The following is a 26,810-nucleotide window of genomic DNA, read 5'->3' as shown; positions in this document are numbered from 1 at the left end:
AGGCGCTGAGCTACTGATGCGCTGAGGCTTGGTCATCGACGCCGAGACGAGAGCGGGGCGGGGCGACAATGTCGCCCCGCCCCGCTTGCTCAGTGCCTCAGTGCCTCAGCCCCTCAGTGATGATTATGGCTTCAGGTAGGTCCTGAACCAGTCGAGCTGCTGCTGGGCGGCGTAGAGCTGGTTCTTCGGGTCCTGCAGGCCGTGGCCCTCGCCCATGAACTTGAGCATCTTCGCATTCTTGCCGGCGTTGTAGAGCTGGAGGTGCATGTTCTCGCCCTGCACCACCGGCAGGAAGTCCTCGCTGCCCTGGAAGGAGAGCACCGCGGCCTTGACCTTGGCCACGTTGTAGGCCGGCGAGTCGTTGCGGTACTCGGCGTTGTTGTTGTAGGGCGGCAGGCCCTCCATGTAGGGGGCCAGGGCGTCGTAGCCGCGGGTCCACTCGGTGATCAGGTCCACCAGCGAGCACTGCGGGTTGGCGGCCGCGTAGGTGTCGGGGTGGCGGATGACGCTCTGCCAGGTGAAGTAGCCGGCGTAGGAGCAGCCGACGATGCCGACCTTGGCCTTGTTCGTCCAGCCGCGGGCGACCATCTGGCCGACGATCTCGGCCTGCTCGTCGATGTCGATCTGGCCGAAGTTACTATTATCGACCAGGGAGTTGAAGCTGGCCGGGGTGTAGCCGGGCCGGCCGGCCAGCGGCACCACCAGCACCGGGAAGCCGAAGGTGGGCAGCAGGCTGTAGGGGTTCTCGACATTGGTGGCCCAGGAGTTGAACATCGCCGGCCCAGGGCCGCCCTCCTGCCAGACGATCAGCGGCTTATTCTTTGGCGGGAAGGTCGCGTCGGCTGGCTGGATGAGCGTGCCGACGCGCGTCACCCCGCTCCGCAGCTTGAAGCTGACCGGGTCCTGGCGCAGGTTGGCGTACTGGCGCAGCTCCTCATTCATCCATGTGAGCCGCGAGAAGCCCTTGCCGTCCCAGCCGAGCCGGTAGACATCGGGCGGGCTGGTGAAGGACTGGTAGACCAGCACGATCTGGCGCGAGCTGTGGGTGCTGACGAAGGCCCCAAACAGGCCGGCGCGATCACCGAGGTTGCGCAGCTCGCCGGAGACGCGGTTGTAGTAGTAGGGGTGGCGGTCGCTGCCCACGACGCCGCGGAAGATCACCTCGTCCGGCGAGACGAAGAGGGCCGTGCCCTCGCTGAAAGAGCCGGAGGAGAGGATGTTCGTGTTCAGCTCGCCGGTCATCTGCATGTCGCTGTTGTAGAAGCGGTAGGAGGCCCGCTCGCTAAACTGCGGCGTGTAGATCGGGTAGCTGCGGCCCTTCAGCTTGGCCGGGTACAAGGCCTTCACCAGCAGGGTGGCGCCGTCGGGCGACCAGGCCTCGGCCGCGAGCATGGGCGGGGCGCCGGGCCCGGCCGCGCGCAGGATCTTCACCTCGTGGCTGTTCACATCGATCGTGTAGGTGTTGTTGTTCTGGAGCAGCGGGTTCTCGGCCGGGGGGATGTTCCCGGTCGAGTCGCGGTAGAAGATCTCCGAGATCAGGGCTCCGTCGTACACCGGGCGCGGGTCGTCCGGCTGGCGCAGCGAGTAGAAGGAGATCGCCAGGCGCGAGGAGTCGGGCGTCCAGGCCTCGCCGAAGAGGCCGGTCGCCTCGGGCACCGTGGTCACATAGCTGCGCTCGCCGGTCTGCGCGTTGTAGGTGAGGATATCGAGGGTCTTCTCTGTCACCGTGACGCTGGTGTCGAGCGGGGGCGTGTCCTGCATCAGCTTGAAGCGGTCGAGCAGGCCGGCGAACTGGGTGCGGGCCTGGGCGGCGCGGGCCTGGAGGGTCCGCGGCAGTCGCGGCGTCTCGGCGCGGCTGGCCACCTCGACCTGGGGCATGCCGATCTGCACCTTCGTCGTCTTCAGCATCGCGGCGGTGCCGCCGGAGCTCATCGCGTCGGGCGGGACGAGCACCACCAGGAAGTGCATCAGGTCGGGCGAGACCGAGACGATGCCGAGATCCTGGGGGATGGTCACATAGTCGCCGCTGAGCTCAAGGGTGTCGCGGTTGATCCCGAGCAGCACCAGCGTCTCGTCTTGGGTGGTGGCGGCGAAGTTCAGCGCCAGGGTGCCGAGGGTCTCGTTGTCGAGCCATGTGAACTGTGAGATGCCGAGCAGCGGCAGCGGCAGGAAGGGGCCAAGGTCATCGGCCGGCAGCTCGACCGTGCTCCCGTCGTTAATGTTCAGGAAGCCCAGCTGGTCGCCGGAGGTGACGAAGACGACTTGGTCGTCGGGGCTGACCGGGCTTGAGGGCACGGTGACGACGAGGTCGCTCTGGAGACGGTCGATCTTGGCGACATCCTCCTCGCCGAGGACGGTCGGGAGATCCTCATCCCGTCTGGTCGGCTGAACCGTGACAATATTATTCTTCGTTGTTGTCTTCGAGTCCTGGGCCAGGGCCGGCGCGACCCCGAGCAGCAGAACGGAGGCCAGCAGCACAGGCAGCCACCGAAATGGACGCATAGACTCTGCTCCTTTGCACACACGTATACAGATGGAGACACTGCGATGGGGGCGGAAGAAGGGGTGTGTGGACGGTACAACATGGAAAGAACCGCAGCTATCATACCAGATTCAGAGCGAGAATGGTATAGTGTCCTGACGCTCATCAGGTCTGTCGCGGCGGCCCTGATGCGCTGATCGCGGCCCTGCTTCTTTGCAGGTGTCTCCGCAACCTCACCGGGGGTACCATCTATGTCGATAGGCTGTGACGAGGCACGGCGGCTGATCAAGGCCGGGGTGCGACCAGGGGCGAAGAGCCAGCAGCAGGTGGCATTGGGCTTTCATCTGACGGGCTGCGCGCCGTGCCGGGCCGCTATCGAGCGGGAGAATATGGCCCTGCTCGGCGATCTGCTCGGCGCGCCGCCGGCGGCGCTCGCTGGGCCGTCGCCCGCGCCCAGGCCGACCCTGCGGCGGCCTGGGCTGCGCGCCGTGCTGCTGGCGCTGCTGGCGCTGCTGGCGCTGCTGGTGGGCGTCTCCTTCGGGCGGGTGGCCTACGCCGCCTACACCATCCGCCAGAACGTGGCCGCGATGCAGATCACCGCGCCGACGGGGCCGACATCCACCCCGGCCCTGCGCGTGCCCGCCGTCGCAGCTGTGGCGACGCCCGGTGCCGTGGAGATGCCCCGGCAGGGCGGCTCTACCGGTACCGCCGCCGGCCCGACCGCCGCCACCGGCGCCGAGCCGCCGCCGCCCGCGCCCTCGGCCGCGCCGACCATCGCCGGCGCGCCGGTGGGCTTTGTGCCGAGCCCGACGCCGATCATGCTGCCGAGCGTCGTTGGGGGCGCGCCCCCGCGCCTGCCCACCCTGATGCCCACCGCGCCGGTCGCCCCCGTGTCGGGCCGCGCGCTGAACATCCTGCTGCTCGGCAGCGACCGCCGGCCCGGCGAGAGCTGGACGACCCGCTCCGACGCGGTGGTGGTGCTCCACCTCGACCCGGAGCGGCAGCGGGTGGCGATGCTCTCGCTGCCGCGCGACCTGATCGTGCCCATCCCCGGCTACGGCCAGGCCCGCATCAACGCGGCGACGGTGTACGGCGACCTCTACCCGGCCCTGGGCGGCGGCGTGGAGCTGGCCCGGCGCACCGTGGGCGAGTACCTGGGCATCCCGATCACCTACGTGCTGCGCACCGACTTCCACGCCTTCACCGCCGCCGTCGACGCGATCGGCGGGGTGGACATTGACGTGCCCGAGGCCCTCTACGACCCGGCCTACCCGACGATGGACTACGGCTATATGGTGGCCTCGTTCGCGCCTGGGCCGCAGCATATGGACGGGGAGACCGCCCTGATCTACGCCCGCATCCGCCACATGGACAGCACCTACGCCCGCAACCGCCGCCAGCAGCAGGTGCTGCTGTCCATCCTCGACCAGGTGCGCCAGCGCGACATCCTGACCCAGGTGCAGATGATCTCAGACCTGACCGCCGCGCTGCGCGACGACATCCAGACCGACATGAGCCCGGAGCAGATGCTCGGGCTGGCCTGGGCCTTCCGCGGGGTCTCGCCCGACGCGGTGGAGCGCTACGCCCTGGACGAGACCATGGTCAGCGAGGGGGTTCTTGCCGACGACCCCTACGCCACCTTCGCGGACCAGGGCGCGGTGAAGGCGCTCGCTCGTCAGCTGGTGAATGGCCCGGCGTCCCCTACGGGGCCGTGACGTACACGGCGACGGCGTCGGGGACGGGGCGGCCGGGGCGCTCCCAGACCGGCCGGCCGCGCCAGACCGCCTGGGTGGAGGTGTCATCGTCGCCGCCGAGGGCGTCAGAGCAGCCCATCTCGCGCAGGGCGCGGGCGATCTCCTCGCCGAGGGCGCCCTCGGCGGTGGCGAGCACCAGGAAGTGCCCGCCGCCGGGGAGCTCGCCGACGCCGATGGCCGTCTTGGGGTAGCGGCCGGCGTAGATCTTCTTGCGCCAGTCGATCTGGCTGAAGTCCTCGCCGAGCGGGTTGAAGGGGAGCATGTCGTCGCTGGGTCGGTCGGCGGCGAGGCTGGCGACGCGGCTCTGCCAGAGGATGATCGGGCCGGCCCCGGCGGCCTGGGCGCAGCCAGCCAGGTCGGACGCGTTGAACCTGCCGATGACGGCGCGTCGGTCGGGGGTGACGCAGACGGTCGAGCGCCCGGCGTTGACCCGGTGGACCACCCCGTCGACCACGACGCTGCCCTCATCAGAGGTTCGGGAGTCGCCATGAAAGCCGAAGGCCATCGCGAAGACGAGCTCCATCCCCTCGCGGGCGGCGTAGGGCGCGGCGGCCATCTCGGCCACGGGCTGCAGGTGTCGCCCGCCATCGGCCCAGACCGTGTCGCCGGCCGCATCGCTGTCCGGGGTGGCCCCGTCGGCGCTGATCACCCCGACGTGGACGCCCGCGACCAGACGCACCACCACATAGTCCAGGGTGCCGCCGCCGGGCAGGGCGCGGCGGAAGGACTGCACGGCCCCGTCGGCGGCGGAGTCCCGCAGGGCGCTCCCCCCGTTGAAGGCATCCAGCCCGGCCACGGCGGGGCGGGCCGGCGCCGGCAGTGCCATGCCCGCCAGCAGATCGGCCTTCCCGGCCAGCCCGGCCGACGCCTGGTCGGCCACGGCCTCGCCCCAGCGCGAGAGCACGGCGGGCCTGGCCTGACCCACCTGCACGGCGAGGAGGGCGGCGGCGATTGCCACGAGCAGGGCCAGGGCTAGGTTGCGCTGGGTGAGCATTTGAATGTTGAATGTTGAATGCTTTGTTGTGCGGTATTGTACACGTATTATGCGACTATATGGTAATATAGCACGAAAGTGCTATACTGTGCGCCCGTTCGCGTTCGTGTCTTCCGTCCCATTTCGTGTCCTTCGTGATCCAAAGGACTGCCTATGCTGCGCCGGATGATCGTCGCGACCCTCGCCATATCCGCGCTTATCGCCGCGTGGCCCGCGCCCGCCGCCGCCCAGGGCGCGGGCGGGCTGGAGGGGCCGCTGCCGGCGGCCAACATGTGCGGCGCCGGCGACGGGGCGGAGTTCACCCTCGCCGCGACGGGCGACACCTTCCCGCACGAGAACATCCAGGCCGTGGGCGAGGCCCAGGGCTACGATGTGCTCTTCGATGGGGTGCGGCCCTTCCTCCAGGCCGCCGACCTGGCCTACACGAACTTCGACGGGGCCATGCTGGCCGGGGCGGGCATCAGCGGCTACCCTAGCTTCAACTACAGCCCGGCCCTCGCTGCGGCCCTGAAGAACGCCGGGGTCGGCCTAGTCTCCACGGCCAACAACCACATCCTCGACAAGGGGCCAGAGGGGCTCGACGCGACCCTGAGCGTCCTCGCCGAGAGCGGCATCCAGCAGCACGGCGCGGTGCGCAGCGACGCCGAGGATCGTCCGCCCTACCTGCCGATCACGCTCAGCCGGGGCGGCGCCAGCATCACCATCGGCTTCATCTCGGCCACCTGGGGCACCAACGGCATCCCCGACCCGAGCGGCCAGGTGAACCGGCTGCTCACCAGCGACGACATCGGCCAGGGCGGCGCGCTGCGCCAGGAGATCCTCGACGCCGTGGCCCTGGCGCGGCGCGAGACCGACCTGGTGGTCGTGGCGGCCCACTGGGGCCAGGAGTACGTGTTCTACCCGGAGCCGAGCCAGGTCGATATGGCCCGCCAGCTGGCCGAGGCCGGCGCAGATGTGATCCTCGGCGCGCAGCCCCACACGCTCCAGCCGGTCGATATCCTCGATGTGGGCGGGCGCAAGGCCCTGGTGATCTACTCGCTGGCCAACTTCCTGGCCTCCCAGGGCGCATTCCAGGCCCAGTCCTTCAGCGCCACCTCGGTGATCTTCTACGTGGGTCTCTCCCGCGCCGCCGACGGCGCCGTGCGGGTGACGGGCTACCGCTACCTGCCGACGATCCACGTGGACGGCGACACCCGCCCCGCGCCCATCCCGCCCGGCGCAGAGCCGGCGGTGATCGCCCACGTGCGCCAGATGATGCGCGACCCCGAGGGCCTGCGCCAGCTGCCGGCCGACCCGCCCCCCGGCGGGCGGGTCTCGGTCTGCCCGAGCCTGACCTTCGCCGAGGCGCCGGACACGCCGATCGCCGGCGACTTCGCCCAGCACTATCGCAGCCTGGGCGGCGGCGCCCTGGCCGTGCTGGGGCTGCCGCTCGGCCCGGCCCGCGAGGAGCTGGCCGGCGACTGCGCGACGCCGACGCAGGTGCTCTACACCGAGCGCCAGCGGCTTGAGCTGCACCCCGAGGCCGACTGGCCCTTCCGGGTGGCCGGCACCCAGGTGGGCGCGGAGGTGTTCGCCCGGCGCTACCCCGACGCGCCGCTGACCCGCCGCACCGACCTGGCCGCGCCCGACACCTTTGCCGACCCGCGCTTCCGCGTCTTCTATGAAACGAATGGGGGGCTACCGGTGTTTGGCTACCCAATCAGTGGGCCGATCGAGGAGTCCGACGACGCGGGCGCGCCGCGGACAGCGCAGTACTTCGAGCGGGCCCGGTTCGAGCTGGCGCCGGGGGTGGCTGGCCAGGTGCAGCTCGGCCTGCTCGGCCGCGAGTACCCCGGCATCGACGTCGTCTGCGGGCTGGCCGCGCCGGCCGCCGCGCCCACGGCCGAGTCCGGCCAGCAGGCCCTCCAGCGGGCCACCGTCGGCGGGGCGGCCGTCCCCTCCGAGCTGATGGCGCCCCTGGCCCAGTTCACCGGCGGACTGGGCGGGTGGCTGCCGGCCCTGATGATCATCGCCCTGCTGGTGACGATGGGCGTCCTGGTGGCCTTCGCCGTGGCCGACTGGCGCTCCTACCAGCGGCGCGGCACCCGGCGCGGCTACCGACCCAAGCGCACCGCCCACGAGCGTTTCGCCGCCGGGGTGGACTACCAGCGCCGCGCCGCGCGCGCGGAGCCGCCCGCCGCGCCGCTGCCCGCCGCGCCCGAGGGTGACGAGGACGATCTGCTGCGCCAGCTGCTCGGGCAGTAGGGATGTCTGGAGGCTGTGTAGATCGGCACAGGGACTCAGCCGTTAGCAGGAACCTTTAGGCGAAAATAACAATTTATTCATCTGTGAGGAGAGGGCAGTATCTTTGCATTAAACCTGCCTATCAAGGTATGCTTTGGTTTATTAAAGATGCGTACAATAGAGTAGGGCGCGTGTTATGCTGCCTATTTCAGCGACCTCAGCATCCACCTAACCTGCTCATCCTTAACGCCGTAACCTCGGCCAGGCTGAGCCTCATCCACACAGGGGGTGTCAAATGAACGCCATGCCTTACCCACCACGACGTTCCACTCAATGGTATCGGTTCTTTGTAGCTCTCGCGCTGATCGCACTCTGCGGCGCACTGCTGGCCTTGGACACGCCGCGTGTCCCCGCCCTCACACCTCGCGCCGCCCCCCAGCTGCTCCAACTCGCCGCTGAGCAGCCCTCCACGGTTATCAGCGTGGTTGTCCAGAAGCAGACCCACGATCAGTCGATCGAGGCCTTGCTGGCCAATCTGGGCGGCACGATTGTCCGCGATCTGCCGATCATCAACGGCTTCTCGGCCAAGCTTCAGGCCGGTGTGATTCGTCATCTTGCGAATGCTGATGGCATCCGCTGGATCTCGCTGGACACGCCGGTGATCAAGCAGGCGTGTACCGGGCAGGGCTGCATCGATCCCGTCAGGCTTGCCGCCGCCTATCCGCAGACGATCAGCGCCGACCGGCTCTGGAATCGCGCCACGCCGCTGCGCGGCCAGGGCATCGGCGTCGCGGTGCTCGATAGCGGCATCAACCCGCAGCAGGATCTCTATGACAATGTGACCTGGAAGGATCGCATTGTTGCGAGCGTCAGCTACAACGATGGCTGGAACCAGACGCCCTATGATATGTACGGCCACGGCAACCAGGTCGCCCAGATCATCGCGGGCAATGGCTCCACCTCGAATTATGCCTACGTCGGCATCGCGCCGCGCGCCAACCTGATCAACGTTAAGGTCAGCGACGACCTCAACCAGGGCACGGCGACAACCTCGTCGATGGTCGCCGGCATGCAGTGGATCTACGATAACCGGGCGAAGTATAACATCCGGGTCGTCAACATCTCGCTCACCGATAGCGTCGTCGAGTCGTATCACGTCAGCGTGCTCGACGCGGCCGTCGAGCAGCTCTGGTTCAACGGGATCGTCGTCGTCGTGGCCGCCGGCAATGGCGGCGCGGGCTCGGTCGCCGCGCCCGCCAACGACCCGTTTGTGATCACTGTCGGCGCAGCTGATGACAAGGCTACGTCCAGCCCAAACGACGATACGATCCCGACCTGGTCGAGCTACGGGCCGACGATCGACGGGTTCGCAAAGCCTGATCTGGTCGCCCCCGGCGTGAGCATCACCGCCCCGATGCCGGTGCCGAACAATAGTTTGGCGCAAACCTACCCGGCGAACGTCACTGCGGGGCTGAACGGCACACGTAACTTCACCATGTCGGGCACCTCGGTGGCGGCGCCGATCGTCGCGGGCGCGGTGGCGCTGCTGCTGCAGGATGAGCCGAATCTGACCCCGGATCAGGTCAAGTACCGCCTGATGGCGACCGCCAAGCCCATCGGGAGCGCAGCGCAAAGCGGGGCCGGCGAGATCAACATCCAGCGGGCGGTGGATGCCACGACGACTCAGAGCGCAAACACCGGCACCGCGATCAGCCAGCTCAATAATGACGGCAGCTCACCCACCACCTGGACATCGACCACGTGGTCGACGGCCAAGTGGTCGACGGCCAAGTGGTCAACGGCCAAGTGGTCGACGGCCAAGTGGTCGACGTCGGCGCAGATCATGACGCCGCCCCGCACAAAGACGAAATAGCTCTGTACGATTAACGGTGTATATTGAGGGGGTAGGGTTCGGCAATGCCGCCTACCCCCTTCGCTGTTTCAACTTTCCTATGGTGCCAACACCATTGGCGCAGCGAGCAGGCCGCTACAAGGATGTAGGTGGTAGGCATGAGAACGAGAGTCTAGCTATGTCCAAACACACATGGGCCTATATTTGGACTATCTTTCTTATAGGCATCATCTGCACGGCGCAGGCGGTGCTCACAGGCTCATATGCGGATATTCAATGGCTGACCTTTATCAGCCTTACGGTTCTCGCCTCGCTGGCACAGCTGTATGTCGCCGAGGCACCCAACCACGTCGCCTATTTTGCCACGCCCATCTTCGTCTTCGCAGGCTTGCTACTGCTTGAGCCATGGCAGTTTGTGATCCTGGTGGTCGTCTATCAGACGATTGAGTGGGCGAAAGAGCGCATGAATGATGGCCATCGGCTGCGTGACTGGTACATCCAGCCGTTCAATATTGCGACGGACATCATCGCCGGCTCGGCGGCCCGCTGGATCTACGCGCATATGACGATGAGCTTGCAGCCGCTGAGCGGGCTCGCCCCAGTGCTGATTGGCGCGGTCGCCGCGCTGGTATTCGTCATAATCAACCACGCGCTCCTCGGCTACGCGCTGGTCTTGGCGCGGGGGCGAACCTTGCGCGAGACCGGCATGCTCGGCGCCGAGAATATGATCAGCGATATGATCCTGCTGCTCCAGGGCTACGCCATCGCCATCCTCTGGGAGCTGAACCCCTGGCTGATCCTCCCCGCCCTCTCGCCGCTGGTGCTGATCTACCGCGCGCTGAAAGTCCCCATCCTGGAGCAAGAGGCGCAGACGGACGAGAAGACCGGGCTGCTCAACCCGCGCTACTTCAACCGCCGATTCGAGGAGGAGTTTGCCCGCGCACAGCGCTTCCGGCGGCCGCTTGGGCTGATCATGGCCGATCTGGACTATCTGCGCAACGTGAACAACACCTATGGCCATGTCGCGGGCGATATTGTGATCGCGGGGATGGGGCGAATCATTGGCGAAATGATCCGCGAGTCCGACTTCGCCGGGCGCTTCGGCGGCGAGGAGTTCGCGATTGTGCTGCCCGAGACGGGTCCGGCCCAGGCGAACGTGATCGCCGAGCGGATCCGAGCTGCGGTCGAGGCCGCGCAGTTTGAGGTCTCGACCAGCGCGAAGCCCATCCAGGTGACGATGAGCCTGGGAGTCAGGTGCCAGCCCGGCGAGTCCCAGAGCACCACAGATCTGGTCGAGGCGGCCGATCAGGCGATGTACCAGGCGAAGCAGGCCGGTCGCAACCGCGTGGTTGGCGCGCCAGTGCTCATCGACGCGAGCCAGTCGGTCTTAACGGGCTCCTGAGAGCGCCTATTTACCAACGACCAGTCGCGTCGACGGCTACACGAAACGTGCCCGAAACATGATTGACAGATGGCACCGGGGGCCATATATAGATTCTGACACGCCGGAGGTATATACTGGCCTTAACACGCTAGCCCGGCATTCTCGCCACACACCATCGCAGAAGGGATAGTAGCTATGCGAGCTGGCATTGCCTATGGAAACTCCAGAGACGCGTACGAGTTGGGCCGGCAGGTAGGCGGTGACGCGCTGCGGCGCGGCGGTATCAGCGCGGCGGATCTGGTGCTGGCGTTCGTCCAGCGCGACACCGACGCCACGGCCTTCTATAGCGGGCTGCGCAGCGCTGTCGGGGCCGACGCGCCGATCATCGGCGGCTCGGCGATCGGGATCATCACGAATGACCAGATCTCCTATGACGGCATGCCGGCCGGCGTCGCGATCCTCCAGATGGACAGCGGCGAGTTTCGCTACGCCACAGCTTCCGGGATCGACCGCAGCGAGTACGAGGCCGGGAGCCGCCTGGGCGAGCAACTGGCCGGCAGCATGGCCGCCAAGCTGCTGCTGATGTTCTACGACTCGATCAAGACCCCGGCGACCCCCGCCTCGCCGCCAGCTATGAACGCCTCGCCGCCGCTGATCGCCGGCATCGAGTCGGCCCTGCCGCTCGACATCCCGATCATCGGCGCCGGGCTGCTCGGCGACATGGACTTTAGCGCGACGATCCAGTTCGACGGGTCGGGCGTCCAGCAGCAGGCCGTCGTCGGGATGCTGCTGGGCGGCACGATCGCGCCCTACATGACGATTACCCACGGCTGCTCGCTGATGGACGGCGTCTACCACCAGATCACACGGATGGACGGCCCGGTGATCATGGAGATCAATGGGCGGCCCGCCGCGGCGGTGGTCGACGAGATGTATGGCGGCACCAGCTGGCGCGAGCAGCTGCCGGTGCGCCGCCTAACGATCGGGGTCAACCACGGCGACCGCTTCAGCGACTTTCAGGAGGACCAGTACGTCGCCCGGCTGATTGTCGGCGAGGCGCCCGGGGGCGGGATCGTGCTCTTCGAGCCCGACCTTGAGGCGGGGACGGAGTTTCAGTTTCTGCTGCGCGATGGCGGCATGATGATCACATCGGCGCGACGGAATGCAACCGCGCTGATGGCGAAGATCCAGGCCGCCGGCCATACCCCGCGCTTCGCGCTCTACATCGACTGCGCGGGCCGCTGCGCCGCGATGTCAAATACGCTCACCGAAGAGGCCGCCGAGATTCAGGCCGTGATGAACCAGCACCAGGTGCCGCTGCTCGGCTTCTACTCGGGCGTCGAGGTGGCACCCCTGATTGGGCGCAGCCGCGGCCTCGACTGGACCGGCGTCCTGCTGATCCTAGCAGAGGCGTGATGATTATGGGCGCAAACGACACCACAGCCCTCAACGAGCAGCTCCAGCAGGCGCGCAAAGAGGCCGCATACTACCGTAAGCTCGCCGAGGAGTGTGGGGTGCGGCGGCTCAAAGAGGCTGAGGAGCTCTCAAGCCTGATCGCGCAGCTGCGCCAGACAGAGGTCGTGCTGATGCAGGCCCGCGATGAGGCCGAGGCGGCGAACCGCGCCAAGACCCAGTTCCTGGCGACGATGAGCCACGAGCTGCGCACCCCGCTCACCGCGATCATCGGCTACAGCCAGATGATGGAGCATCTGGTCGAGATGGGCGACTATAGCTCCGTTGTCAACGACCTGCACCACATCTACAACGCCGGGCGGCACCTGCTCAGCCTGATCAACGATGTGCTCGACCTCTCGCGGATCGAGGCGGGGAGCTTCACTATCGCCGCCGAGCGCGTCGATGTGCCCTACCTCATCGAGGATGTCATCTCGACGATCCGGCCGCTGATCTCCCAGAGCCACAACACGCTCGAAGTCAGCTGCCCCGCGCGCATGATGATGATGTACACCGACCCGCTCAAGGTGCGCCAGTCGCTGCTGAACCTGCTCAGCAACGCCACCAAATTCACTGAGGCGGGGACGATCCGGCTCACCGTAACGCAGGAGCAGGTTGACGGAGCGAATTGGGTGGTGTTCGCGGTTGCCGACAGCGGGATCGGCATCGCCGCCGAGCAGATGTCGAAGCTCTTCAAGACCTTCTCGCAGATCGACGACTCGCTGAACCGGAGGTATGGCGGCACGGGCCTCGGCCTGGCGCTCAGCCAGCGGCTCTGCCAGCTGCTGGGCGGCGACATCACGGTCGAGAGCAGATTCGGCGTCGGGTCGGTCTTCACGATGCGGCTGCCGCTGATCGCCCCCAGCGAGCCGACCCTGCCGGGAGACCACGCGCCGATTGTGCCAAACGGGGCGGGCGCTAACCCCGACGCGGATCTGCCGGTCGTCAGCGAGAATATTGTGCTGCTGATCGACGAGAGTCAGGAGGCGGGCAGTTTGCTCACCCAGATCATCAGCCCCGAGCGGGCCTGTATCGTCCAGGCCGTCGGCGCGGACGAGGGCGTCGAACTGGCCCGCGATGTGCTTCCGGAGCTGATCTTGCTCAATGTGCTGATGCGCAGCCCCGACGGCTGGCAGGCGCTGGCCGACCTGCGATCGCAGCCCGATCTGGCCCACATCCCGATCGTGATGATCAGTGTCGATGGGAAGCAGCAGTGTGGGGTGGCCCTCGGGGCCGCCGACCATATCGTCGGGCCGGCCGGGGAGCGCCGCCCCCCGCAGAGCCTGCGCCGGCTGCCCGCGCCCCGATCTGTGGCCGACTATGTCCTGATTATCGAGGACGACCCCGCGTCCAGCGACCTGGTCCTGGGCGACGTGGAGGCGAGCGGCTGGCGCGGCGTCGTCGCGCGGAGCGGCTGCGAGGCGCTGACCGCAGTCACCAGCCGCCAGCCGGCCGCGATTGTGCTTGACCTGCTGCTGCCGGATATCGACGGGCTCCGGCTGATCAACACGCTGCGCGAGCGCCCCGGGTCGTGCGCGTGCCCGGTCGTCTTGCTGATGCCCGCGGATATGAGCAGCGCCGACCTGGCCCAGCTCCAGGACTCGGCCCGCCGAGTCACCTGTAAGGGGAGCCACAGCCTCGATGATCTGAGCGAGCAGCTGGACATCTACCTCAGCATCTACGGCAACCCGGATCAGCGGCGCGCTATGGATGGCATGGGTTAGAGGGACAGAAACCGCTCCAGGGCCTGCTCAAGCGAGAGCGGGGCCACCTCGCGCCAGCGGCTGTAGGCCTCAAGGAAGGGCACCATGTAGAAGCTGGCGGTGGCCAGCTCGCGGTAGAGCAGCCGGCCCATCACCCCGGCGGCGGCCAGGTAGCCGGTGCTGTGGAATCGCTGCAGGGCCGCCTCCAGGTCGTAGGGCACCGAGTGGTGGGTGATCCTCCAGCGGCCCTGCGCCCGGTCGAGGATGAGATACTGGGCGGTGGTGACATTGTTGAGCGGCAGGCCGACCGCGCCGGCGGTGACGAGCAGGCGCTCGCCCCAGGGCCGCACCGCGCCGGCGTGGTTGTGGCCGCGCACGATCAGCGATGCGTCGGGCGCGGGGAACATCTCGGCGAGCTGCGCGTCGGTCACAAAGTTATGGATCGACTCGCGGTCGCTGCGCTGCGAGGCGTGGACGATCAGCAGGTCGGGGGCCTCGGCCAGGCGCAGGTGGCCGGGCAGGGCGGCGAGCTCGGCCCGCTCGGCGGCGCTCAGCTGGTCGTGCGACCAGCGCACCGGCGCGAACTGCTCGGGGTCGAGGCTGGGCTGGGCGTGCGGCGTGCCGTAGTTGTAGACGTAGCGCTCGTGGTTGCCCTGCAGCATGGGCACGCCCAGCGAGCGGGCCAGCCGCCAGCAGGCCGCCGAGTCGGGCGAGCCGTTGACGATGTCGCCGGCGATCACGATCTGGTCGGGGGCCTGGGCGCGGGCGTGGGCCAGGGCGGCCTCGAAGGCGGGCAGGTTGCCGTGGATGTCGGCCAGGATGGCTAGGCGCATAGATACACCTCGTAGGGCGCAGCAGCCAGATCGGGTCACGCGCTTTGCGCGTGACCCGATCTGGCTGCTGCGCCCTTACAATGTCAGAGAGGCCTATCCCCCGCCGCCGCCGCCGGCCATGATCCCGCCCTCGGTCATGGCGCGCACGTCGAGCAGCTCGTCGACCTTGTCGCCCTCCAGCAGGCCCTTCTCGACGACGACCTCGCGGATGCTCTTGCCGGTGGCCAGCGACTCCTTGGCCACGGCGGCGCCGTTGAGGTAGCCGATCACCGGGTTGAGCGCCGTGACCAGGATGGGGTTCTTGGCCAGCCAGCCGAAGGCCTTCTCGCGGTTGGCCGTCACGCCGACGACACACTTGGTGGTGAAGGCGTTGATCGCGCCGATCAGCACGTGCATCATCTCGAACAGGTTGTGGGCGATGATCGGCATCATCACGTTCAGCTCAAGCTGGCCGGCCTGGGTGGCCAGGGCGACGGTAAAGTCGTTGCCCTGGGCGTGGAAGCAGGCCATGTTCAGCATCTCGGCCATCACCGGGTTGACCTTGCCGGGCATGATGCTGGAGCCGGGCTGCACGGCGGGCAGGCGGATCTCGTCGAGGCCGGTGGTGGGGCCGGAGCTGAGCATGCGGAAGTCGTTGGCCACGCGCACCAGGGTGATGCAGAGGGCGCGCATGCTGGCCGAGAAGTCGGCGGCGTCGCCCATGTTCTGCATGCTCTCGAAGAGGTTGCCCGAGGAGCGCAGCTCGTGGCCGGTCAGCTCGCTGAGCTTATCGACCATGCGCTGGTGGTACTCGGGGTGGGCGTTCAGGCCCGAGCCGGTGGCGGTGCCGCCGATGCCGAGCCGGCGCAGGCGGCCGGCGGCCGCCTCGAGCCGCTCCATGTCGTTGCGCACGGCGGCGGCGTAGGCCCCGAACTCCTGGCCCAGCCGCACCGGCACCGCGTCCTGGAGGTGGGTGCGGCCCGACTTGACCACATCGTCGAACTCGCTGGCCTTGGCCTCCAGGGCGTCGGCCAGGTCGTCCACGGCGGCCAGCAGCTCGGGCAGGCGCCAGAGGCATCCCAGGCGGATGGCGGTGGGGATGGTGTCGTTGGTGCTCTGGGCCATGTTGACATGGTCGTTCGGGCTGACCGGCTTCTTGGGGTCGTCGATCGCGAAGCCGAGGATCTGGCTGGCCCGGTTGGCGATCACCTCGTTGACGTTCATGTTGTGCGAGGTGCCGGCCCCGGCCTGGAACGGGTCGACCACAAACTGGTCGGCGTGCTTGCCGGCGATCACCTCGTCGGCGGCGGCCATGATCGCCCCGGCCAGCTTGGCGTCGAGCAGCCCCAGGTCGCGGTTGACCTCGGCGGCGGCCCGCTTGATCACGGCCTGCGACCAGACGAAGGCGGGGTAGGGCTTCATCCCGCTGACGGGGAAGTTGATCACGGCGCGCTGGGTCTGCGCGCCGTAGAGCGCGCCGGCGGGCACCTGGACCTCGCCCAGCGAGTCTTTCTCGGTACGGTACTCGGACATACGGGTCTCCTTTGACGATGGGTTGACCGGGCTAGATTCTAGCACATGAAGTTACATGTCCCGGTTGGGGAAGGGCAGATTCAGCGCCCATTCTCAACAACAACGAGGCAATACCGCGAACATCAGCCGGTGCGGCGTCGCCCGGCAGCTGAAGCCGCGGGCTCCCGTCTGCGAAGGCCGCCTGCGCGGCCTGCCTGAGGCCGCGCAGGCGGCCTTCGTCGAACAAGAGCCCGCCCGTTTACGGGCCGGGCACGCGCGTGGTATTGCAACAACGAGGCCTGGGGTATAGTACATTCATGCGTTTTGCACATATTCAACCGGTTATCCACAGGGGGGCGTTTCTACGAGAATCCATCGTAGGCGGAAATCTGTACGCTTTACACCTACCGATAGCCGCCCGGCTGTGCTATAATGTTCGGCAGGCTCTGATAGCCCACACCTCACCCCACGTTATGTAGATCTATCGCTTCCCGATGCGCAAGTTCTGACATCTGTATTGTGGATAACGCGCTCTTTTCATCAGGCTGTCGCCTGATGATGTCGATCATGGTGTAAAGCATTTATGAAAGACTTCACCCATCTACACGTCCACTCGGAGTACAGCCTGCTGGACGGGTACGCGGCGACGAAGGCGATCGCGGCGCGGGCCGGCGAGCTGGGGATGGACAGCATCGCCCTGACCGACCACGGCGTGATGTACGGGGCGATGGAGTTCTACGACGCCGCGAAGAAGGCCGGGATCAAGCCGATCATCGGCATGGAGGCCTACATGGCCCCCGGCTCGCGCACTGACGCGATGACCCGCGGCGGCAAGAACTACTACCACCTGCTGCTGCTGGCCAAGAACGAGGTCGGCTACCGCAACCTGGTGAAGCTGACCAGCCGCGCGCACCTCGACGGCATGGGCAAGGGCGTCTTCGCCCGCCCGCGCATCGACCGCGCGCTGCTGGAGCAGCACCACGAGGGCCTGGTCGTCACCTCGGCATGCATCGCCGGCGAGGTTATCCAGAGCCTGACGGCCCAGCAGCGCAAGCAGGCCGTCGAGCACGCGGCCTACTACCGCGACCTGCTCGGCCCCGACAACTACTTCCTTGAGCTACAGCTCCACGAGAACACCCCCGAACTTGAGGGCATCAACGACGAGCTGATGCGGATCGGCCAGGATCTCGGCATCCCCATGGTCGTCACCAACGACACCCACTTTGTGCGCCGCGAGGATATGCAGACGCAGCACATGGTGATGTCGATGGGCATGAACCTGACCTACAAGGAGTTCTGCGGCAAGGGCTACATGATGGACGACAGCTACCACATCATGTCTGGCGAGGAGATGTGGCAGAAGTTCCAGCGCTATGGCACCGCGCCGATGGAGAACACCCGGCGCATCGCCGACATGTGCAACCTCAAGCTGGAGTTCGGCCGCGTCCAGCTGCCGCAGTTCGAGATCCCCGCCGGCCACGACGCCTCATCCTACCTGCGCCTGGTCTGCGAGGAGGGGCTGATGAAGAAGTTCGCCGGCAACCCGCCGGCCAACTACATCGCCCGGCTTGATGACGAGCTTGACGTAATCAACGCCACCGGATTCCCCGACTATATGCTGATCGTCTGGGACTATGTGAAGTACGCGCGCTCGCGCGGCATCCCCTGCCTGCCCAGAGGCTCGGCCGGGGCCTCGCTGGTGCTCTACTGCCTGGGCATCACCGACGTGGACCCGGTGGCGAACAAGCTGCTCTTCGAGCGCTTCCTCTCGCGCGAGCGCCTGGAGATGCCCGATATCGACACCGACTTCGCCGACTCGCGGCGCGGCGAGATCCTCGACTATATCGCCGGGAAGTACGGCCGCGAGAACGTCGCCCAGATCATCACCTACGGCACCCTGGGGGCCAAGGCCGCCCTGCGCGATATGGGCCGCGTGCTCGGCGTCGAGCTCTCCGAGGTGGACCGGGTCGCCAAGCTGATCCCCTCGCTGCCGGTGGGCACCACGATCGCCCAGGCCCTGGAGAAGGTGCCCGAGCTCAAGCAGATCCACGAGACGCAGCCGCACCTGGCCGAGGTGATCGACTGGGCCCAGAAGGTCGAGGGGCGCATGCGCAACGTCGGCACCCACGCCTGCGGCGTGGTGGTGTCGCGCACGCCGCTTGAGGAGATGGTGCCGCTCCAGCACACCACCAAGGACGAGCACGGCGTCATGGCCTCGTTCGAGGGGCCGACCCTGGCCAAGATGGGTCTGCTGAAGATGGACATCCTCGGCCTGACCAACCTCTCGGCGGTGGCCGAGGCCATGCGCTACATCGAGCGCACCACCGGCAAGAAGATGGAGCTGACCGACATCCCCACCGATGATGTGAAGACCTTCCAGGCGCTCGGCCGCGGCGAGACGAAGAACGTCTTCCAGCTGGAGTCGGCGGGCATGACCCGCTACCTCGTGCAGCTCAAGCCGACCCGCGTGGACGACCTCTACGCCATGGTGGCGCTCTACCGGCCCGGCCCGCTTGAGCAGATCCCGAGCTACATCCAGGGCAAGAACAACCCCGGCGGCATCCACTACCTGCACCCCATCCTCAAGCCCATCCTGGAGGACACCTACGGCGTGATCGTCTACCAGGAGCAGATCATGCAGCTGCTCCAGACGGTGGCCGACTACACCCTGGGCCAGGCCTACATCGTGATCAAGGCGATCAGCAAGAAGAACAAGCAGCTGATGGCCGAGAACGGGGCGATCTTCAAGGAGGGCTGCCGCAAGAAGGGCATCAGCCAGGCGGTCGCCGATGAGCTCTGGGAGCTGATCCTGCCCTTCGCCGGCTACTCCTTCAACCGGCCCCACGCCACGCTCTACGGGCTGCTCAGCTACCAGACGGCCTGGCTCAAGGTGAATTACCCGGTCGAGTATATGGCCGCCGTGCTGACCGGCTCGGGCGGGGTGACGGAGGACGTGGCCAAGAGCGCGCTGGAGAGCCGGCGCCTGGGCGTGGCGGTGCTCAGCCCCTGCGTGAACCGCTCGACGAAGGGCTTCGATATTGAGCCGATCGGGGGCGACCACAAGGGGGCGCCCCTCCCCCCCGGCGTGAAGTTCAACCGGGCCATCCGCTTCGGCATGGCGGCGATCAAGAACGTGGGCGAGGGGCCGGTCGAGGCGATCATCGCGGCCCGCGAGGAGGGCGGCGACTTCAGCTCGCTGGAGGATCTGTGCGCGCGGGTCGACCGCAACGCCCTGAACAAGCGTGTCGTCGAGAGCCTGATCAAGGCCGGCGCCCTCGACGCGCTGCCCGGCACCCGCCGCCAGAAGCTGGCCATCCTCGACCAGGCGCTCGCCGCCGGGATCGAGGCCCAGAAGGCCAAGGAGGTCGGCCAGGGCAGCCTGTTCGACATGTTCGGCGAGAGCGTCGGCGGTCCCTCTAGCGTCAACGTCTCGCGCATCCCCATGCCGATCATCCAGCCCACCCCGGCCGAGAACAAGGAGGAGCTGCTCTGGGAGAAGGAGCTGCTCGGCCTGAACGTCTCCGAGGACCCGGTGTCCAAGTCGCTGGAGGGCGTCGATATGCGCGGGGTGACGCTGCTGGGCGACATCACCGAGGAGCATATCGGCAAGTCGCTGACCTTCATCGGCCTGCTGGGCGGGGTGCGCCGGATCACCACCAAGAAGGGCGACGCCATGCTGGTGGGCGTGCTGGAGGACACGACCAGCACGATCGAGATCGTGGTCTTCCCCAAGAGCCTGGCCAAGTGCGGCGACCTGCTCCAGAACGACGCGGTGCTGAAGATCACGGCCAAGGTGGACAACCGGCGCGACAGCCCGCAGCTGGTGGTGGACGCCGTCGAGGCGGTGGAGGCCAGCCTGGCCCCGGCGGCCGCAGCGGTGGAGACGGAGATGGACCTGGAGGGGGTGGGGGATGATCTGGGGGCTGGGAGACGTTTATCGTCTGGAGGGGTGATAGAGGTCGAATAATGGCTATTACCCGAAGTATTATACGTCCCCACACGCGGCTATCCTTGCTCCATATCATCTTCTTCTGCAAGCCTTGCGGCACCTTCTGCTCGCGACCTCTGTGATCTTCTCTTTCAGAACATGGGGCGGCATGGCGCGTACGCAGCATGGCGCCATGGTGCCATGCTGCGTACGCGCCATGCTGCGTACGCGCCATGCTGCGTACGCGCCATGCTGCGTACGCGCCATGCTGCGTACGCGCCATGCTGCGTACGCGCCATGCTGCATACGTGCCATGCTGCGTACGCGCCATGCTGCGTACGCGCCATGCTGCGTACGTGAAAACCTAAGTCGTACCCACGCTATTGTCGATTGAGGAGCCACGCCTGAAGCAGATCCTCCACCAGGTCGCTGAAGTCGCGGGTGTTGCCTTCCTGAAGCAGCGCAATCTTTATCTGGATATTAGTGTCGCGACGGATGTACGCCGTCACCTGCTCAAAGTCAGGGTTGCTCCGTTTGCCCGTCAGCGGGCGCCCGCGGTGGGGCGGATCAATGCCTGCTTTTTCCTGGGGAGTAGGTTCCGTGACTATCTGGGGCGGCACGGCCGGCGCATCAACGACCGGCGTCTCTTCGCCATCGCGCACAGCGCTGATCAGGTCAGCGAATTTATTTTGACGTCTGCTTGTCATCCCATAACCTCCTGGCCTACACGCTCATAATCGCCCCACGCCTCCGCCGCGCGAGGGTCACTCACCTGGGAGACGGGCACGCCCTGGAGTGCCGCCTTTTGGAAGGCGACCAGGCGCCGGATGCTTTGCGCAAAGATCGGTAGCCCCGCCTCTCCCAGCAGCGCCCGTGCATCTTCACCATCGCGGCTCGGCTTGGGCGGGACCATCGTGATCAGCACGCGATAGCGGTCGGCCCCGAGCACGCGCAGCGCCTTCACCGTAAGCATCAGCGCATCCAGGGCCAGCGCGTCGGGTGTGGTCGGGATGACTAGCAGGTCACAGCCATCTGCCAACGCTTTGAGATCTTCCTCATCTGGCCTGGCCTTCGTGTCGATCACGATGTGCTCATAGCTCCGTGCGTGGCGGGTGGCCTGCCGCTCATCGATCACGGCGAAGGGGAGCAGCCCATGGCGCGCCCAGCTTGACGCGCTCCGGTTGGGGTCGCCATCGACCAGCATCGTGGGGGCGAGCGACTGGAGGTACGTCGCAACATGAATGGCGCTGGTGGTCTTCCCAACGCCACCCTTAAACGATGCGCAGGTGATGATCATAGAGTTGTGCCCCTATCGGTATTGCGGGGGATCATTATATTCAGATTTTCAAAAACTTGCCATGGCAAAAACCTAAGTACGCACGTACGCGCGTACGTGCGTACGTGCGTACGTGCGTACGTGCGTACGCGAAATGTTATAGAGAGGTGCAACTCTGAGCCGCATGCAGACCGCAATGCGGCGGGGGAAGCTTTTTTGTGCCTCGTGGTATACATTGGTAGCGGCTCGTTCACTCTCTAGTTGCGCGCTCTACGCTTGTTTTATCAGGCTGCCCATGCGACGATATCGCTATAGCAACCTATGATTTCTTATTGCATCTATCAATGCTGATGAATGACCTATTGACTGCACGCGAGGTCCAGGACATCCTGAAGGTCGACCGCACGACGGTCTACCGGATGCTCAAGGACGGCCGGATAACCGGGGTGAAGGTGGGCCAGCAGTGGCGCTTCTCCCGCGCGAGCGTCAGTACCATCCTCAGCGGATCCAGCTCGCCCGAGCCACAGCTGCCTCTGCGCCCCGCCGATGTGCTGCCCCTGCACTGTATCCAGCCCATCCAGGATGTCTTCGCCGAGGTGGCGGGGCTCGGCGCGATCACGATCGCCCCGGATGGCACACCGCTCACGACCCCCAGCGGCAGCTGCGCATTCTGCGCCCTCATCCAGACAAGCCCCCAGGGCAAGCTGGCGTGTCAGGAGTCTTGCTGCCCTCTAGCGCAGGCAGCGCCCGGCACGATCTCCACATGTCACGCTGGGCTAAGCTATGCCCACGCCCCTATCCGGGTTGAGGGCGTGACGGTAGCCCTGCTGATCGCCGGCCAGTTCCACGCCGGCCAGCCCGAATCTACGCATACAGCCGCTCAGCTGCGCCAGCTGAGCGATTCGTATGGCCTCGACCCGGGAGCCCTCGCCGAGGCCGCCGCCAGCATTCCAAGCCTGAGCCCGCGCGCGCGCGCGCAGATCACCAGCTGGCTGGCGCGAGTGGCCGGCACCTTCGAGACTATCGCCCACGAGCGCGCCACCCTGCTCGGCAGGCTGCGGCGCATCGCTGAGATGACCATACTGGAAAAATATTAGAGGAGTGACCCCATGAGCGACGGCAACAGCTTCGTAATTGTGATGACATCTGGCCCGAACGCCCCCGAGCGCTGCGCGACCCCCTTCTATATGGCCACTCTGGCCGCCGGACAGGACTATGACGTGACGGTGTACTGCACAGGCATGGGCACGCTGCTGCTCAAGAAGGGCGTGGCCGAGGACACCTTCCCCATGGGCCCCGATGGTCAGTCGGTCGCCTCATTTATCCAGCTAGCGACTCAGGCCGGTGTGAAGCTTGGCGCCTGCGCCCCCTCGATGGAGATGCACCGCATGAGCGCCGATGACCTCATCCCCGGCTGCAATCTGATCAGCGCCGCCGCCGGGTTCGAGGTGGTGTCCGAGTCGGATAAGCTGATCTCGTTCTAAAGCACTGAGGCACTGAGGCGCTGAAGCACTGAAATATGGAAAATCTCAGTGGCTCAGTGCCTCAGTGATGATGAGGAGTCTGTGATATGCCTACGATCCGCGGCTGCAACATCCCTGAGGATCTCTACTACAACCTTGACAAGCACGTCTGGGCCAAGCCGATGGACGGCGGCGTGATCCGCGTCGGGATGACGCAGGTGGCCGGCAAGCTGGCCGGCGGGAAGCTCACCGCCGTCACCGTCAAGGCCAAGAATATCGGCCAGGAGATTAAAGCCGGCAAAAGCGCCGCCACGGTCGAGAGCAGCAAGTACGTCGGCCCGGTGCCCGCCCCCGCGACGGGCGTGCTCCTGCGGGCAAACGATAAGCTTGCCGCCGACCCGAACCTGCCAGTCTCTGACCCCTACGGCGAGGGCTGGATCGTCGAGCTCCAGCCGAGCAACTGGGATGCCGAGAAGGATAATCTGGTGACTGGTGCCGCCGGCGTGGCCGCCTACCAGGCCAAGCTCGACGCCGAGAATATTAATTGCTAGCCGTCGGCAAGCGACGCTTGCCGACAGTTAGCGAGGGAAGGAAGGGCTGCCCCAGCGTGAGGCGGCCAGGATCCCTGTGCTTTTCAGGAGGCCACCATGGCCGATGAGACGATCTATCAATACCTCCAGCGCGAAGGGGTCTCGCGGCGTCAGTTCCTCAAGATCTGCGGCGCGCTGGCGGTGACGTTGGGCATAAGCGAGGCGTCGCCGCTGCTGGCCGCCGGCCTCACCCGCCCCACAAGCCCCACCCGCCTGGTCGCCGAGGCGCTGGCCAGTAAGCCGCGCGTCCCCGTGATGTGGCTCAACTTCCAGGACTGCACTGGCTGCACCGAGGCGCTGACCCGCTCGCTCTCGCCCACCCTGACCGACCTCGTCCTAAACAAGATCACGATCGACTACCACGAGACGCTCTCGGCCGCCTCAGGCGTGCAGGCCGATGAGAACAAGCGCATGATGATGGAGACCTACGCCGGCCAGTATCTGCTTGTGGTGGAGGGCAGCGTGCCCACCGGGGCCAACGGCAACTACTGCACGATCGGCGGGCGCACCGCAGTGGATCTGCTCCAGGAGGCGGCGGCTGGCGCGGCGGCGGTGATCGCCACCGGCAACTGCGCGGCCTTCGGCGGCATCCCCATGGCCCAGCCCAACCCCACCGGCGCCGTCCCAGCCTACCAGCTGATCACTGACAAGCCGGTTGCCCACATCCCCGGCTGCCCGGCCATCCCCGAGGCCTTCACCGGCACCCTAGTGAACTTCCTCGTCTTTGGCAAGCTGCCCGAGCTGGACGACCTCAACCGACCGATCACCTTCTACGGAACGACGGTGCACGACCGCTGCCTGCGCCGGCCCTTCTACGAGGCGGGCAAGTTCGCCAACAGCTTCGACGATGAGGGCGCGCGCAAGGGCTGGTGCCTCTACAAGCTCGGCTGCAAGGGACCGACCACCTACAATGCCTGCGCGGGCATCAAGTGGGGCGGCGGACTCTCCTTCCCCATCCAGTCCGGCCACCCATGCCTCGGCTGCTCCGAGCCAAACTTCTGGGATAACGGCGGCTTCTACCAGGGCCAGTCGGCTCCGATCGGCCGGCCCACCCTCACCGCCGCCGGGGTCGCCCTGGCCGCGGGCGCGGTCATCGGCGTGGCAAACGCTGGTGTGAACCGCCTCCAGAAGCGGCACGCCGACACCGATGAGGAAACCACTGAGTCACTGAGTGGGTGAGGACACTGATTCGTTCTTGATCCGGTGTTATGCGGCCTGCGCCGTATGGTTGTCGGATGAGAAGAGGAGTTGACGATGGGTTCCACCGATGCGACGCTCGTCTTCGCGCGCGGCCCGCTGTTCTACACCGCGCTGATGATCTTTATCGTCGGCATGGCCTACCGCCTGGTGAGCGTGCTGCTGCTCGGCTGGAAGCGCGACCGCGTCCCGAACAAGGGCAGCAAGCTGCGCGGCGTGGCGGTCACCTACGCCAAGGGGCTGCTGATCTTCCCCTTCATCCCCTGGGTGAAGAAGACCTTCAGGGGCAACCAGACGACCTACCTGGCCGGCGGGATGTTCCACTTCGGGCTGTTCGTAGTGATCTTCCTGGGCACGGCGCATATGCTGGTCTGGAAGAGCCTGCTCGGCTTCGGCTGGCCTACCCTGGCGCTGCCGATCGTCGACTTTCTCTCGGCGGCGGCGATCGTGGCCATGATCGCGCTCTTCGTGAACCGGCTGGCCAACCCGGTGCTACGCCTGATCTCCGGCCCCTCCGAGTGGCTGAATCTGCTGATCGTCTTCCTGCCGATGGTCACCGGCTACGGGCTGACCCACCACCGGCTGCTGGGCATCGTCGCGCTGCCCTACGAGAACCTCTACATCATGCACATGATGTCGATCAACCTGATGCTGATCTGGATCCCGTTCAGCCGGATCAGCCACTTCATGTTCTACTTCTTCTCGCGCACCTACCACGGTGCGCAGGCCGGCAAGCGAGCGGTGATGCCGTGATGCGAGGGGACAGGGGACAGGGGACAGCGGATAGGTGTTAGCTCTCGTTCAAACAGGGTTTGTGTCCTTATTCCGGCCTGTGCCCTATCCGCTGTTCCCTGTCCCCTTATCGAAGAAGATGGGTGCCCTATGACTACAACAATTGCCCCGGCGCCGGCGCGCGCCGCCATAGATAGCTTTATCCACACCACCGGCTCGTGGGTTGCCAGCCAGCTCGATGCCTGCACTCGCTGCGGCATCTGCGCCGAGGCATGCCACTTCTACGAGGCCACCGGCAACCCCGAGTTCGCCCCGGTCTGGAAGGTTGAGCTGCTGCGCCGGGCCTACGAGCAGCGCTTCACCCTAACTGGCCGGGCCAAGCTGATGCTCGGCCTCGATAAGCCAGTGACGGATGAGGATATCAGCCACTGGAGCCCGATCGTCTACGAGGCATGCACGCTCTGCAATAAGTGCGCGATGGTCTGCCCAATGGGCATCCAGCTCGGGCCGCTCATCCACGATGTGCGCGAGGCGATGGCCGAGGCCGAGATCATCCCCGCCGACCTGGTCGAGGCCGTGCGCAAGCAGGAGGAGATCGGCAGCCCGCTGGGTGTGACCGATGACGCATGGGTTGACCGGATCGAGTGGATCGCCGACGAGTGGGAGGTCGAGATCCCGATCGACGTGAAGGGATCCGATACGATGGTGGCCTTCACCAGCATCGAGCTGATGAAGTTCCCCGAGAACATCGTCGCCATCGCCAAGATCCTCAACGCCGCCGGCGAGAAGTGGACGATCAGCACGCCCGGCCGCGAGGTGGTGAACTTCGGCGTCTTCGAGGGCAACCCCGACCGGGTGAAGCTGTTCATGGCTCGTCTGCTCGACTCGGCGAAGGAGCTGGGCGTAAAGCGCCTGGTCGTCACCGAGTGCGGCCACGCCTACGACCTGCTGCGCTGGACGGCCCCCAACATGGTCGAGATGCCCTGCGAGGTGACACATATTGTGGCGGTGATCGACGAGCTGATCAAGGCGAAGCGGATCACGCTGCGACCGGGCGCCTTCGACGAAGGCGGCACGATCACCTTCCACGACGCCTGCAAGATCCAGCGCCGCGGCGGCCATATCGAGGAGCCGCGCAACATCCTCAAGCTGCTGGCCCCCACATCCTTCAAGGAGCTAGACCGCTGCCGCGAAGAGAGCGTCTGCTGCGGCGGCGGCGGCGGCGTGATCGCGATCAAAGAGGCCGACCCGCTGCGCTACAAGGTCTTCGAGCTGAAGATCCGCCAGATGGAGGAGGTCGGCGCGACCAGGGTGGCGATGACCTGCGCCAACTGTCGGCTCCAGTTCACCGAGAGCCTGCAGCACTTCGGCTCGCCGGTCAAGGCCGTCGGCCTGTCGCATCTGGTCGCCGAGGCGCTGGTTGAGGAGTAGCGAGATCATGGCGTAAGGGCGCAGC

At 66.4% G+C, this 26,810-nt stretch carries 19 protein-coding genes; 13 read left to right on the top strand and 6 right to left on the bottom strand.

Annotated features, from left to right (window positions below):
• Nucleotides 1–123: 123 nt before the first annotated feature.
• Nucleotides 124–2,502: a S9 family peptidase gene (locus tag K2Z83_RS19510; RefSeq protein WP_220596859.1), complete on the bottom strand. Its 2,379-nt coding sequence runs from the start codon at nucleotides 2,500–2,502 to the stop codon at nucleotides 124–126.
• A 231-nt stretch (nucleotides 2,503–2,733) separates the two neighbouring features.
• Here K2Z83_RS19510 and K2Z83_RS19505 point away from each other — a divergent pair, with 231 nt between their 5' ends.
• On the top strand, nucleotides 2,734–4,197 hold the full coding sequence (locus tag K2Z83_RS19505) for an LCP family protein (RefSeq protein WP_220596858.1): 1,464 nt from the start codon (nucleotides 2,734–2,736) through the stop codon (nucleotides 4,195–4,197).
• Here K2Z83_RS19505 and K2Z83_RS19500 read toward each other — a convergent pair.
• Nucleotides 4,184–5,230, bottom strand: coding sequence for a phosphodiester glycosidase family protein (locus tag K2Z83_RS19500; protein ID WP_220596857.1), 1,047 nt, complete (start codon nucleotides 5,228–5,230; stop codon nucleotides 4,184–4,186). The genes K2Z83_RS19505 and K2Z83_RS19500 overlap by 14 nt on opposite strands.
• Before the next feature lie 153 nt (nucleotides 5,231–5,383).
• Between K2Z83_RS19500 and K2Z83_RS19495 the strand changes: the two genes are divergently transcribed.
• The 5 genes from K2Z83_RS19495 (at nucleotide 5,384) to K2Z83_RS19475 (ending at nucleotide 13,865) form a co-directional block, all read left to right on the top strand.
• Nucleotides 5,384–7,474 (top strand): CapA family protein, encoded by a 2,091-nt coding sequence (locus tag K2Z83_RS19495; protein ID WP_220596856.1) that lies wholly within the window; start codon nucleotides 5,384–5,386, stop codon nucleotides 7,472–7,474.
• A 370-nt stretch (nucleotides 7,475–7,844) separates the two neighbouring features.
• Entirely contained in the window at nucleotides 7,845–9,326 is a 1,482-nt protein-coding gene (locus K2Z83_RS19490; RefSeq protein WP_220596855.1) for a S8 family peptidase, read from the top strand.
• Nucleotides 9,327–9,483: 157 nt separating this feature from the next.
• Nucleotides 9,484–10,707, top strand: coding sequence for a diguanylate cyclase (locus tag K2Z83_RS19485; RefSeq protein ID WP_220596854.1), 1,224 nt, complete (start codon nucleotides 9,484–9,486; stop codon nucleotides 10,705–10,707).
• A gap of 177 nt (nucleotides 10,708–10,884) precedes the next feature.
• The gene (locus K2Z83_RS19480) at nucleotides 10,885–12,105 is read left to right on the top strand and encodes an FIST signal transduction protein (RefSeq protein WP_220596853.1); all 1,221 of its coding nucleotides are present in this window, start codon (nucleotides 10,885–10,887) and stop codon (nucleotides 12,103–12,105) included.
• 5 nt (nucleotides 12,106–12,110) lie between these two features.
• Nucleotides 12,111–13,865, top strand: a complete 1,755-nt coding sequence (locus K2Z83_RS19475; protein ID WP_220596852.1) for an ATP-binding protein — start codon at nucleotides 12,111–12,113, stop codon at nucleotides 13,863–13,865.
• Here the strand turns inward: K2Z83_RS19475 and K2Z83_RS19470 are convergent.
• Together K2Z83_RS19470 and K2Z83_RS19465 are read right to left on the bottom strand one after the other, a co-directional pair.
• A complete protein-coding gene (locus K2Z83_RS19470; RefSeq protein ID WP_220596851.1) occupies nucleotides 13,862–14,677 on the bottom strand; it encodes a metallophosphoesterase in 816 nt (271 codons plus the stop codon). The genes K2Z83_RS19475 and K2Z83_RS19470 overlap by 4 nt on opposite strands.
• 93 nt (nucleotides 14,678–14,770) lie before the next feature.
• Nucleotides 14,771–16,189 carry an aspartate ammonia-lyase gene (locus K2Z83_RS19465; RefSeq protein WP_220596850.1) on the bottom strand — a complete coding sequence of 473 codons (1,419 nt, stop codon included), beginning with the start codon at nucleotides 16,187–16,189 and terminating at the stop codon, nucleotides 14,771–14,773.
• Nucleotides 16,190–16,751: 562 nt separating this feature from the next.
• On the opposite strand from K2Z83_RS19465, the gene dnaE reads away from it, so the two are divergent.
• Nucleotides 16,752–20,135 carry a DNA polymerase III subunit alpha gene (dnaE, locus tag K2Z83_RS19460; protein WP_255604281.1) on the top strand — a complete coding sequence of 1,128 codons (3,384 nt, stop codon included), beginning with the start codon at nucleotides 16,752–16,754 and terminating at the stop codon, nucleotides 20,133–20,135.
• Nucleotides 20,136–20,476: 341 nt separating this feature from the next.
• Here the strand turns inward: dnaE and K2Z83_RS19455 are convergent, their stop codons facing one another.
• Together K2Z83_RS19455 and K2Z83_RS19450 are read right to left on the bottom strand one after the other, a co-directional pair.
• The gene (locus K2Z83_RS19455) at nucleotides 20,477–20,803 is read right to left on the bottom strand and encodes a hypothetical protein (RefSeq protein ID WP_220596849.1); all 327 of its coding nucleotides are present in this window, start codon (nucleotides 20,801–20,803) and stop codon (nucleotides 20,477–20,479) included.
• Nucleotides 20,800–21,393, bottom strand: coding sequence for a ParA family protein (locus K2Z83_RS19450; RefSeq protein ID WP_220596848.1), 594 nt, complete (start codon nucleotides 21,391–21,393; stop codon nucleotides 20,800–20,802). Before K2Z83_RS19450 ends, K2Z83_RS19455 begins: the two co-directional genes overlap by 4 nt.
• A 341-nt stretch (nucleotides 21,394–21,734) precedes the next feature.
• On the opposite strand from K2Z83_RS19450, the gene K2Z83_RS19445 reads away from it, so the two are divergent.
• The 6 genes from K2Z83_RS19445 (at nucleotide 21,735) to K2Z83_RS19420 (ending at nucleotide 26,785) form a co-directional block, all read left to right on the top strand.
• Nucleotides 21,735–22,469, top strand: coding sequence for a PocR ligand-binding domain-containing protein (locus K2Z83_RS19445; RefSeq protein WP_255604280.1), 735 nt, complete (start codon nucleotides 21,735–21,737; stop codon nucleotides 22,467–22,469).
• 12 nt (nucleotides 22,470–22,481) lie between these two features.
• Nucleotides 22,482–22,856: a DsrE family protein gene (locus tag K2Z83_RS19440; RefSeq protein WP_129682273.1), complete on the top strand. Its 375-nt coding sequence runs from the start codon at nucleotides 22,482–22,484 to the stop codon at nucleotides 22,854–22,856.
• 86 nt (nucleotides 22,857–22,942) lie between these two features.
• Complete coding sequence (locus K2Z83_RS19435) at nucleotides 22,943–23,386, top strand: glycine cleavage system protein H (RefSeq protein WP_220596846.1); 444 nt, start codon at nucleotides 22,943–22,945, stop codon at nucleotides 23,384–23,386.
• A gap of 96 nt (nucleotides 23,387–23,482) precedes the next feature.
• Nucleotides 23,483–24,604, top strand: a complete 1,122-nt coding sequence (locus tag K2Z83_RS19430; RefSeq protein ID WP_220596845.1) for a hydrogenase small subunit — start codon at nucleotides 23,483–23,485, stop codon at nucleotides 24,602–24,604.
• 75 nt (nucleotides 24,605–24,679) lie between these two features.
• Complete coding sequence (locus K2Z83_RS19425) at nucleotides 24,680–25,375, top strand: hypothetical protein (protein ID WP_220596844.1); 696 nt, start codon at nucleotides 24,680–24,682, stop codon at nucleotides 25,373–25,375.
• A 129-nt stretch (nucleotides 25,376–25,504) separates the two neighbouring features.
• Nucleotides 25,505–26,785, top strand: a complete 1,281-nt coding sequence (locus tag K2Z83_RS19420) for a (Fe-S)-binding protein (protein WP_220596843.1) — start codon at nucleotides 25,505–25,507, stop codon at nucleotides 26,783–26,785.
• The last annotated feature ends 25 nt before the right edge of the window (nucleotides 26,786–26,810 follow it).

Origin of the sequence: Oscillochloris sp. ZM17-4, from assembly GCF_019599295.1 — a bacterium.
GTDB lineage: Bacteria > Chloroflexota > Chloroflexia > Chloroflexales > Chloroflexaceae > Oscillochloris.
The sequence above is the reverse complement of the archived record's forward strand: the minus strand, read 5'-3'. Positions and strand labels throughout refer to the sequence as shown.

Coding starts and splice junctions, on each gene's coding strand:
- K2Z83_RS19510 (WP_220596859.1), bottom strand. CDS start 2,502: ATGCGTCCATTTCGGTGGCTGCCTGTGCTGCTGGCCTCCGTTCTGCTG.
- K2Z83_RS19505 (WP_220596858.1), top strand. CDS start 2,734: ATGTCGATAGGCTGTGACGAGGCACGGCGGCTGATCAAGGCCGGGGTG.
- K2Z83_RS19500 (WP_220596857.1), bottom strand. CDS start 5,230: ATGCTCACCCAGCGCAACCTAGCCCTGGCCCTGCTCGTGGCAATCGCC.
- K2Z83_RS19495 (WP_220596856.1), top strand. CDS start 5,384: ATGCTGCGCCGGATGATCGTCGCGACCCTCGCCATATCCGCGCTTATC.
- K2Z83_RS19485 (WP_220596854.1), top strand. CDS start 9,484: ATGTCCAAACACACATGGGCCTATATTTGGACTATCTTTCTTATAGGC.
- K2Z83_RS19480 (WP_220596853.1), top strand. CDS start 10,885: ATGCGAGCTGGCATTGCCTATGGAAACTCCAGAGACGCGTACGAGTTG.
- K2Z83_RS19475 (WP_220596852.1), top strand. CDS start 12,111: ATGGGCGCAAACGACACCACAGCCCTCAACGAGCAGCTCCAGCAGGCG.
- K2Z83_RS19470 (WP_220596851.1), bottom strand. CDS start 14,677: ATGCGCCTAGCCATCCTGGCCGACATCCACGGCAACCTGCCCGCCTTC.
- K2Z83_RS19465 (WP_220596850.1), bottom strand. CDS start 16,189: ATGTCCGAGTACCGTACCGAGAAAGACTCGCTGGGCGAGGTCCAGGTG.
- dnaE (WP_255604281.1), top strand. CDS start 16,752: ATGAAAGACTTCACCCATCTACACGTCCACTCGGAGTACAGCCTGCTG.
- K2Z83_RS19455 (WP_220596849.1), bottom strand. CDS start 20,803: ATGACAAGCAGACGTCAAAATAAATTCGCTGACCTGATCAGCGCTGTG.
- K2Z83_RS19450 (WP_220596848.1), bottom strand. CDS start 21,393: ATGATCATCACCTGCGCATCGTTTAAGGGTGGCGTTGGGAAGACCACC.
- K2Z83_RS19440 (WP_129682273.1), top strand. CDS start 22,482: ATGAGCGACGGCAACAGCTTCGTAATTGTGATGACATCTGGCCCGAAC.
- K2Z83_RS19435 (WP_220596846.1), top strand. CDS start 22,943: ATGCCTACGATCCGCGGCTGCAACATCCCTGAGGATCTCTACTACAAC.
- K2Z83_RS19430 (WP_220596845.1), top strand. CDS start 23,483: ATGGCCGATGAGACGATCTATCAATACCTCCAGCGCGAAGGGGTCTCG.
- K2Z83_RS19425 (WP_220596844.1), top strand. CDS start 24,680: ATGGGTTCCACCGATGCGACGCTCGTCTTCGCGCGCGGCCCGCTGTTC.
- K2Z83_RS19420 (WP_220596843.1), top strand. CDS start 25,505: ATGACTACAACAATTGCCCCGGCGCCGGCGCGCGCCGCCATAGATAGC.